At 38.5% G+C, this 9,133-nt stretch carries 9 protein-coding genes; 4 read left to right on the plus strand and 5 right to left on the minus strand.

The window, feature by feature from the left end:
* Positions 1 to 140: 140 nt before the first annotated feature.
* The 3 genes from WD048_14605 to WD048_14615 form a co-directional block, all read right to left on the minus strand.
* Entirely contained in the window at positions 141 to 350 is a 210-nt protein-coding gene (locus WD048_14605) for a hypothetical protein (protein MEX0813446.1), read from the minus strand.
* A gap of 275 nt (positions 351 to 625) precedes the next feature.
* Positions 626 to 1,486 carry a hypothetical protein gene (locus WD048_14610; GenBank protein ID MEX0813447.1) on the minus strand — a complete coding sequence of 287 codons (861 nt, stop codon included), beginning with the start codon at positions 1,484 to 1,486 and terminating at the stop codon, positions 626 to 628.
* A 180-nt stretch (positions 1,487 to 1,666) separates the two neighbouring features.
* Positions 1,667 to 2,386: a class I SAM-dependent methyltransferase gene (locus WD048_14615; GenBank protein MEX0813448.1), complete on the minus strand. Its 720-nt coding sequence runs from the start codon at positions 2,384 to 2,386 to the stop codon at positions 1,667 to 1,669.
* A gap of 52 nt (positions 2,387 to 2,438) precedes the next feature.
* Between WD048_14615 and WD048_14620 the strand changes: the two genes are divergently transcribed.
* On the plus strand, positions 2,439 to 2,801 hold the full coding sequence (locus WD048_14620; GenBank protein MEX0813449.1) for a DUF3127 domain-containing protein: 363 nt from the start codon (positions 2,439 to 2,441) through the stop codon (positions 2,799 to 2,801).
* A 129-nt stretch (positions 2,802 to 2,930) separates the two neighbouring features.
* Here the strand turns inward: WD048_14620 and dnaG are convergent, their stop codons facing one another.
* The gene (dnaG, locus tag WD048_14625) at positions 2,931 to 4,874 is read right to left on the minus strand and encodes a DNA primase (protein ID MEX0813450.1); all 1,944 of its coding nucleotides are present in this window, start codon (positions 4,872 to 4,874) and stop codon (positions 2,931 to 2,933) included.
* A 96-nt stretch (positions 4,875 to 4,970) separates the two neighbouring features.
* On the opposite strand from dnaG, the gene WD048_14630 reads away from it, so the two are divergent.
* From WD048_14630 to WD048_14640, 3 genes are all read left to right on the plus strand, one after another.
* A complete protein-coding gene (locus WD048_14630; protein MEX0813451.1) occupies positions 4,971 to 5,657 on the plus strand; it encodes a DUF4476 domain-containing protein in 687 nt (228 codons plus the stop codon).
* A gap of 139 nt (positions 5,658 to 5,796) precedes the next feature.
* The gene (locus WD048_14635; protein MEX0813452.1) at positions 5,797 to 6,231 is read left to right on the plus strand and encodes a YqaA family protein; all 435 of its coding nucleotides are present in this window, start codon (positions 5,797 to 5,799) and stop codon (positions 6,229 to 6,231) included.
* A 116-nt stretch (positions 6,232 to 6,347) separates the two neighbouring features.
* Positions 6,348 to 7,325 (plus strand): class I SAM-dependent methyltransferase, encoded by a 978-nt coding sequence (locus WD048_14640; protein ID MEX0813453.1) that lies wholly within the window; start codon positions 6,348 to 6,350, stop codon positions 7,323 to 7,325.
* Here the strand turns inward: WD048_14640 and WD048_14645 are convergent, their stop codons facing one another.
* Positions 7,326 to 8,891 carry an SDR family oxidoreductase gene (locus WD048_14645; GenBank protein MEX0813454.1) on the minus strand — a complete coding sequence of 522 codons (1,566 nt, stop codon included), beginning with the start codon at positions 8,889 to 8,891 and terminating at the stop codon, positions 7,326 to 7,328. It abuts the gene before it with no gap.
* Positions 8,892 to 9,133: the final 242 nt, after the last annotated feature.

Here is a 9,133-nt window from a genome sequence, read left to right on the forward strand (position 1 = left end):
TGATTTTGATTTGATCAATGTAAGGATATATCTGTTGGTATCCGTAGCGAGGCGCTACGGATAGTGGGAGTATAATTTGGCCTATCCGACTATTTGTATTTAAAATGGCACTAAAGATTATATTTGAATCAGCGATTAGCTTAGTCATCTAATCCAATCTCTTTTTTTATTTTATCCCAACGATTGGTTTTTGCCTTTTTAGTTAAGTTTTCTACATCTTTCTCCGTTGCTCTAGATTTTGAAGTGAGTTCTTCATATCTTAAATAATCTAAGATGGATTGGATTTCAGAAGCCTTTGTGCCTACTGAAATCCTTACTAATATTTCATCGTCTTGACGTTCAACTATCATTTTCCTGTTTTTCTTAAAGTTAACTATAAATTTTATTTTTAGGTTTTGATAGGTATGTATTTTTCTGGCTTAATGTCAGCTATAAATGTGCAACGATTGGTCTGCATTATGTTAATATAGCTTAGCCTTTGCAGCATAGCGTTTATTTTTTGAGGGCAGGCTTTTATTCTTTTTCTTTCGGGCGGCTCCTGGAACACTCTTTTGACAAATTGAAGCATAGGGTAGGAGGGGAATTGAAAACTGGGACTGGGCATCCGTAGCGTGGGACTGGGCGATTATTTTATTTTTTTAACTTTAGAAATATATGAGACTACATTTCCTGGAGCAGTTAATTCTGCTTCAGTAAGATTAAGATTTTGTCCTCTCAGTGAAACTAATGCTTTGAAAGCAGAACTGTAGTTTGATGTTTTTAAACTCATAACAATTTCAGGGATTGCAGTGATAACAGTTGAAATTATTCCAAAGCTGTATTTTTTATGCTGAATTTCCATATACTTTTCATATTCATATAGGAGTTGTTGTAGTTCTTCCAGTAATAAATTTGGTGGTGTTTCGATAGATGCTTGTTTTTGAAGCCATATTCTTAATTTACGTAATTTTGCTTTGTTTTCTTCATCATTTCTAAATTGGATTAAGTCGTCCCAAGGAATGTTTTCAGGTGGAAGGGGAACTTGGTTAAGAATTACTTCTAATGAATTTAAACAATTGTTGTTTTTGTTAAATAAATTTACTGGATCTACGTGAGCAGCAATTTGGACGTCATTGTAAAATAAATTTTTAGCGTAATAACGGAGTTGAGCATCAACTGGATTCTCGTCTAAAACATCTTTATTATCTTTCTTATTACTATAAGCTAGCCCAATTGGAATTATAATATCTTTATCTTCCATGAACGCTTTAGCAGGACTCCAATTTCCAAAGTGGATAATATCAGGAACTTCAACACCGAAATTTTTAATAACATTTTTTTCTCTTAGAAATGATATATCAGCATTAACTCTATCTCTTTCATCTGTAGGAATTTCTTTCCTTTCAAGGGAGAGAATTAAAATTTGATCAAAAAATAATGCCATTCTTTGTGCTTCTGTTACATTTAATAATAAATCTTTTGAAGCTATAATTGCCCTACTTATCATTTTGATACTGTTTTATTGTTTAATTATTATGTCATAAAATTAAATTTATTTTTTAACTTACTGAAAGTTTTGTATAATAACCCAATCTTTCTGCATTATTTTAACTTGTGGCAATTAGTAGCAGCTTAAATACATTAAGTATTCTGTTCAATCCCAGTAAACAATCAATAGAACACAACCTTACTTTTTAACCAACCTTGCCAAATAATCAAAATGCTCCCCGTTGGCAATAAACTCGCATTTAAATCCATAGGCCTCTGCCCATTCTTTCATGGTTTGGTAATCGATAAAAAGCCAGGGGAAGGGCCGGGTTCGTTGGTCTTTATATTCCATTTGGTAAATCACTTCTCCATAATAATGGGGAGACAAGGCTTCTAAAATCTTTTCATTGGTTTCGTGGAAAATATATTGCAGATCGGAGGAATCAAAAATAAGTTGGCCACCGGGTTTTAGCAGTTCGTCTGCTTTTAGGAAAAAACGCCCCAGTTCGTAAATTTCACCGCAAATGCCAATTCCGTTCATCAACATCAGAATGCTATCAAATTGGCCGGGATAGGTGAAATCAAAAAAATCGGTCTGTTGTGCTTTTAAACCAAAATGCTGAAGCCAGGCTACCGCACCAGGTGAAATATCTATGCATTCGACATCTTTTCCTTTGCTGTGCAAATTTATACTGTGGCAGCCCGATGCAGCACCAACATCCAGGATTTTTCCCTCAGCAAGCTCCAAAGCCTTTTGTTCGAGCTTAGGCATTTCCTTATAATTCCTGAATAAATGTTTGCCGGTGATATAATCGGGATCGGATAAATTGGCATAGACCTCTATGCGGGCGTCTTTTTCTCCCTGCTGATAATCCCAGATTAATTTTCCGATAGGATCTTTGCCGTTAAATTTCAACATCGAATGGCTTTTGCTTAATTTTACACAAAAATCACCAATAAAATTTAGAATAATGAGCTACGAAGTAAGTGGAAGAATAGTTAAGATTTTTGATACCCAGGTTTTTAACAGTGGATTTCAAAAAAGAGAATTTGTGGTAGAAACCCAGGAACAGTATCCACAGCCCATTAAGCTTGAATTTTTTAAAGACAAATGCAGTGTGCTCGATAAATACAATGAAGGAGACCAGGTGAATGTTTCTTTCAATTTGAGAGGGAATGAATACAATGAGAAGTTCTTTGTCAATCTACAGGCCTGGAAAATGGAAAAAACCGGGCAGGCACAAGGCCATTCAGATTTTAGCGATGCGCCCATACCTTCTGCCAGTGATGCCCCTCCAGAGGAAGATCAGGAATTCAATGATTTGCCTTTTTAAAATGTAATTGAATGCTGCTAAGTTGCGAAGGCACGCAATTCAGATTTGAAAAAAGTTTAGGGGCGCACGGCCGTGCGCCCCTAAAATTTTTGAGTTCGACAACTAATTTATAATACCTCAACTTCACAATTATCTTTTAGTTACTACTGAGCCCAGACCGGTAGCAAGTTCTGACCAGTTTTTATGCAATTCTTTTTTAAATTTCAATTGCTCAATCAGTTCTTCTTCTGTACCACTGTGGTTTTTTATTTCCTGGTCTAATTCTTCAATCATGGTTTCAATTTTTCTTTGCAAAAAGCGCTGTAAAGAGGTTTTGACATCTTGCCTTAGAATTACCTGTCTGTCGGTACTATAGATTTCATGTTTTTTCTCCCAATTTTCACTCAATTCATAAGGATAATGCATAAAATTGACAATGCAGTTGCGCAATTTTTCATCTTCGTGATTGATCAATGATTTTGGATCCAGCAGTTCTTCTTTTTCAAAAGCAGTTTTGTATTCCTGCAAAATGGCGGCATATACAGGGTTTTGAAATTCCAGTTCCTGCTCTTCTAATGTGGCCAGAACGAATTGAACCACACTTATATCTTCTTCGATTTCATCAGCCCCGTATTCTACCAGGAGGCGGATCACATTTTTTTCCAGCAGGTCATGAATGTTTTCCGCTTCTATAAATTCCTGTTGCGGAGATTTCTTTGCAATATTTGTTTCTTCGGGATCAACGGATTTTTCAGCTTCAGCTTCTTGTCTGCCCAATTTTTTCCGCTGCGCATTTCTGCGCAATTTATTTATGGCATCTATCAACAGTGCTTCTTCCATATCAAGAATCAAGGCGCAGTCTTTGGTGTAGATAGAGCGCTTGAGCGCATCCTTGATCAGCGCAAGACTTTGCACTACTTCGCGCAGTACTTCAGCTCTTTTAGAAGGATTATTTCCCGCCTCTTTTTTTAGATATTTGGCTTTGAAGTGCAGAAAATCATCGCTTTGTTCCTGTACATAATCTCTAAATCCCTGTCCCCCATTGGCTTTTACAAATGAATCGGGGTCTTCAGATTCGGGCAGCAAAAGCATATTGACATTGATGTCTTCTTCCAGGCAAATATCAAGGCCTCTGAATGCAGCTTTAATTCCAGCAGCATCACCATCGTAAAGCATAGTGATGTTGTTGCTTAGTCTTTTTATCAGACGTACTTGCTCTACTGTGAGCGCAGTTCCTGCAGAAGCCACTACATTTTCTATGCCTGCTTGAGAAAGTGATACCACATCGGTATAACCCTCTACCATATAGCAATTGTCTTCTTTTCGAATGGCTTGTTTGGCCTGAAAAAGTCCGTAGAGCAGTTTGCTTTTATTATAAACTTCTGATTCAGGAGTATTGAGGTATTTTGGTATGGACTTTTCTGTTTTTAGGGCACGACCGCCAAAGCCCACAACTTTTCCAATATAGTTGTGAATGGTAAAAAGCACCCGATGTCTGAAAAAATCTATATTGCCTTTTTCTCTTTCCTTAACCAGTCCTGCTTTTGTTAACACTTCTTCTTTGAACTGCTGTTTCAACATAGTTTTGTAGAGGTGATCCCACCCTTCAGCAGCATAGCCCAATTCAAATCTCTTGATGGTCTCATCATTAAACCCGCGTTCTTTGAGGTAGGAGAGGCCTATGTTTTTTCCTTCTTCTGTTTCAAACAATTGTTTTTTATAATAATCGCAGGCAAAATTATTGGCAATTAATATCGCGGCCTTTAAATCCTGCTGCTTGTCGTATTCTTCATCGGGCTCAGTATCTTCTTCAAGTTCAATATTGTAGCGTTTAGCGAGATAGCGCAACGCTTCAGGATAGGAAAAACCTTCCATTTCCATTATAAAAGTGACGACACTACCGCCTTTTCCCGAACTAAAATCCTTGAAAATATTTTTGGCAGGAGATACGTGAAATGAAGGTGTTTTCTCATTTGTCCATGGACTAAGCCCTACATAGCCGCTACCGCGCTTTTTCAAACGCACATAATCGCCCACTACTTCTTCAATTACTGCGGTATTAAAAATTTTATCTATGCTGGCTTTTGAGATCATGCTTTAAAATTACAAAATTAAGCATGCAAGTGCTTTAAATTTTTGGCACAGAATTGGTAAATCTGAAATAAAACCAATAAAAAAAGGGAGGCTATTATGAAAACTTCAATTTTGATTTTCTGCACAGTATTGATCAGTCAGGCCGCAATGTTTGCAAATGTAATTATGAGCGAGCTGCGCATTGTCGATCCGCAAAACGAATTTTTTGCCGTTCAGCTCAACAATGCTGCTTTTACCAATGTAGCCAATGAACATGTTTTTGAAAATATCCGCCCGGGAAATCACAATATTAAACTGGCGAATATGCAGCAAGATCGATTTGGAAATAGACAGTTTAGCATATTTGCTAATCAACAAATACATATTCGCCCTGCCACGCGCAATATTGCGGTAATCAATGCTTTTAATGAATTGGTAATCGTTTTCAGCGAGCAAATTCGCACGAGATTGCATGTCCCTGTAAATTATGAGCCTGTAGCTACTCAGCCTATTCACCCCGTTGGCGTATCCGATTACGATTTCAGTCAGTTTTTGGCAATAGTTGAGCGTCAGAGTTTTGAGTCCACCAAGCTGAATATGATGCGCAATTTTATTCGCCAAAATGATTTGAATTCTTATCAGGTAAAAAGCCTGATGCATGTCCTGACTTTTGAAAGTTCCCGGTTGGAAATTGCAAAATTGGCTTTTGGAAATGTACTGGATCCGAATAATTACTATGTGGTAAATGACGCTTTTCAGTTCGAAAGCAGTATTCGGCAACTGAACCGGGCTTTGTATGGGTAGTTTTCATGCCTACAAAATCCGATTTCTAAAGGGTAGAAAAACCAATAGCAACACTACGGGCCTTATAATCTAAGCTTCGTATCATCACTTTAAGCAATTATTTTTTAATGAAGCATTCCCTTATGCTTATATTGTAGCAATGGACTGGTTACAATGGGGGTATTGGGGATTATTTCTATCGAGTTTTTTATCTGCTACGGTCTTACTTTTTTCTTCTGAGGCTGTATTGGCGGGGATTCTTGCTGCGGGAGCAAACCCTTTTATTTCTGTTACTGTAGCTACTTTGGGAAATTGGCTCGGAGGTATGACCTCTTATGGCTTGGGGTACTTGGGTAAGTGGAATTGGATAGAGAAATACTTGCGCATCAAGCAGGAAAAGGTAATGAAATGGCAACCTAAAATTGCCCGCTATGGTAGCTTTTTTGCAATATTTAGTTTTTTACCAATTATAGGAGATGTGATTGTATTGGCATTGGGCTTTTTTAAAGCACATATTTGGTTAACCGCTTTTTGGATGTTCCTCGGTAAACTGCTCCGCTACCTTTTGATCTTGGGAGGATTTCAACTTTTTTAAAAAATTATCTAACTCAAGTAAAAGCTTTCTAAGGTTTGAAAGAATTGAAGGATCTAGACCTATTGAGCTATGTTTAGGCTACATTTGTTTAAATAACCAAGCCCCACTGTTTATTCATGCGACTACTAACCCAAGAAGATATTAGGGATGTTTTTGTCAAAGGCATTCAAAGAGGACTGCCCTTTATTCTTTCAAAATTCAACTTTTCAAGTCTGGAAAGAACCAAAAGTGCTTTTAACACTACAGCTTCGGTGGGTTCCAATTGGTGGGATATTCCTTATGTGAAAAGGCGTTGGAATGAAAAAATCAGTGGGGATCTAGAAGTGGATTATGAAACCTATCTCACAAAGACCGTTTTTTCAAATTCCCAACATTTAAAACTCGTTTCTATTGGCTCGGGCATTTGCAGCCATGAAATGCGATTGGCGGAACTCAATCCCAATTGGGAAATCCATTGCGTGGATATTGCAGATAATTTGCTTCAAAAAGCTGCTGAAATTTCCCGTGAAAAGGGACTGAATAATATGCAATTTCTGCATCAGGATATTTACCAATCCGATTTGCAAAAAGAATTTTATGATGTAGTGCTTTTTCATTCTTCACTGCATCATTTTGATGATATCGAACATTTTCTAAAAAACAAGATCATGCCCGTTTTAAAGGAAAATGGCAAATTGATCATCAATGAATTTGTGGGCAAAAACCGTTTGCAATTTGACAAGGAGCAAATAAAAGCCATTAATCAATGCATAAAATTGATTGACGAAGAATATCGGGTTATATACAAGACCAATTTGCTGAAAAACAAGTTTTATGGTTCTGGTTTGTTGCGAATGATCATTGCCGATCCTTCTGAATGCATAGATTCTGAAAGCATTATGCCCAATATCCACCAGCATTTTAATACCATTGTAGAAAAGCCCTATGGGGGAAATTTACTGATGAGTGCGTTGAAAAGTATCGCCCATCATTTTATTGAACTTGATGCCAGAAAACAGGATCTTTTGGATCAACTGTTTGCTTTTGAAGATGAATATCTGAAAAGCCACCAAAGTGATTTTGTATTTGGGGTGTATGAGAAAAAGACTCTTTAATCACCAATCGATTGGGCGGTAATCTTTTAGGAATTTTCCGCACCAATGTTTGCCCGTATTGATGCCATCAAATAAAGGATCGAGTACTCGTGCTGCGCCATCCACAATATCCAGGGGAGGCTGAAAATCGTGCACTTCTTGTTTTTTCTTTGCCAATTCAGCAGGATCTTCATCCGTTACCCAACCGGTATCTACCGCATTCATATAAATTCCGTATTTCGCCAGATCCGAAGCAGAAGTATGTGTCATCATGTTAAGGGCGGCCTTTGCCATATTGGTATGCGGATGTCGCGCTTCTTTGTGCCAGCGGTGGAATTTACCCTCCATTGCCGATACGTTAATGATGTGCTTCATCCCGGTATTGTCTTTTTTCATCAAATTCGCCAATCGATTGCACAATACAAATGGCGCCACTGAATTGACCAATTGCACTTCCAGCATCTCTGTGGTATTGACTTCTCCCAATTTCAATCGCCAACTGTTGGTTTTTCTCAAATCCACTTGTTGTAGATCTGCATCCAGTTTTCCTTCGGGAAATACCTCCTCTGGACTGAGGGAATTATCAATACTGTAGGGTATTTGCGAAAGTTTGGCCGAGGCACTCAAGCCAATGCCCAGTTGCTTGCCATGCCAGCTTACGGGCAGATTTTTTTGTTCTCCTTTGGCAAATCCGCTGCTCAAGCTTCTCAATTCCTGAATACACGCTTCGTGATCGCTCAGTAGTTGTTGGGCGAATTTCGGCAATGCATCAAATGAGCGCTCTTCATTGGGCATTAAATGCTGATAAAATCCGGCAGGTCGCCTCACGGTTTGTGCGGCATTATTGATCAATACATCCAATCGTTCGTATTCCTGCTCAATGAAATTGCAAAAAATCTCAACGCTGGGAATATGCCTTAGATCCAAACCGTGAATTTTCAGTCGATTGGCCCAATCTGGATAATCAGCTTCTTTGGAAAAACGCAAAGCGGAATCGACCGGAAAACGGGTGGTGGCAATAACGGTAGCACCTGCTCGCAACAACATTAAAGTAATGTGATAGCCTATTTTTAACCTTGATCCGGTTACCAATGCCACTTGTCCCCGCAAATCGGCACTTTGAAATCGTTTGGCGTAATTGAAATCGCCACATTCCTTGCACATGGTATCGTAAAAGTGGTGCAGCTTATTGAATGTGGCTTTGCACACGTAGCAATTTCTGGGAGAGTTCAACTCCACTTCTTCCTTTGCTTCCGAGCCATTCAGCGCAATCATTTCCGGTGCTTCGAAAATTGTGGCTTCACGGGCAGATCTTATCCCGGTTTTGTTGCGGGAGTGTTTGTCCTTTTCCTTGAGTTTCCTTTTGGCAGCCTTCTTAGCATCTTTCACCCGCCTGGAAAATTCTTCCCGGCTCGGCCTTGAAATCAATCCGGCTGCTTTTAAAAGTGCAATGCGTTTTTCCTTGGGAATTTCAAATATTTGATTGGTATCTGCATTGAGTTGCTCTAAAATGGAAATACACTGATCTATCTGATCTTGGGTCAAGCTATTGGGCTTCTTCTCATCATTATTCTGCTCTTGTGGCATATTGCTGCATTGAAATGCAAAAGTACTCAGATATTTATTAGGGAATAGCAAGAAATTTACTCGATAATCGAGATTTAAACCTGTCCGACTAAGCAGGCGGGTGCTTCGAGGCTTGCCTCGTAATCAAAAGTATTTTTTCCAAATAAATGCCCCGTGGGCTTGCCCCGAGGTTGTTTATTTGCTCACAAACTGTCCTTTAGTATTGCAGTGAAGTAAAAATGGAAACATAGTTATTATCACCA

This window comes from Chitinophagales bacterium (genome assembly GCA_040877935.1).
In the GTDB taxonomy this organism is placed as follows: domain Bacteria; phylum Bacteroidota; class Bacteroidia; order Chitinophagales; family CAIOSU01; genus JBBDNB01.

Bases quoted from the DNA above. Each gene is read 5' to 3' on its own strand.
- dnaG (MEX0813450.1), bottom strand. From the start codon at position 4,874: ATGATCTCAAAAGCCAGCATAGATAAAATTTTTAATACCGCAGTAATT.
- WD048_14610 (MEX0813447.1), bottom strand. From the start codon at position 1,486: ATGATAAGTAGGGCAATTATAGCTTCAAAAGATTTATTATTAAATGTA.
- WD048_14630 (MEX0813451.1), top strand. From the start codon at position 4,971: ATGAAAACTTCAATTTTGATTTTCTGCACAGTATTGATCAGTCAGGCC.
- WD048_14605 (MEX0813446.1), bottom strand. From the start codon at position 350: ATGATAGTTGAACGTCAAGACGATGAAATATTAGTAAGGATTTCAGTA.
- WD048_14615 (MEX0813448.1), bottom strand. From the start codon at position 2,386: ATGTTGAAATTTAACGGCAAAGATCCTATCGGAAAATTAATCTGGGAT.
- WD048_14640 (MEX0813453.1), top strand. From the start codon at position 6,348: ATGCGACTACTAACCCAAGAAGATATTAGGGATGTTTTTGTCAAAGGC.
- WD048_14635 (MEX0813452.1), top strand. From the start codon at position 5,797: ATGGACTGGTTACAATGGGGGTATTGGGGATTATTTCTATCGAGTTTT.
- WD048_14620 (MEX0813449.1), top strand. From the start codon at position 2,439: ATGAGCTACGAAGTAAGTGGAAGAATAGTTAAGATTTTTGATACCCAG.
- WD048_14645 (MEX0813454.1), bottom strand. From the start codon at position 8,891: ATGCCACAAGAGCAGAATAATGATGAGAAGAAGCCCAATAGCTTGACC.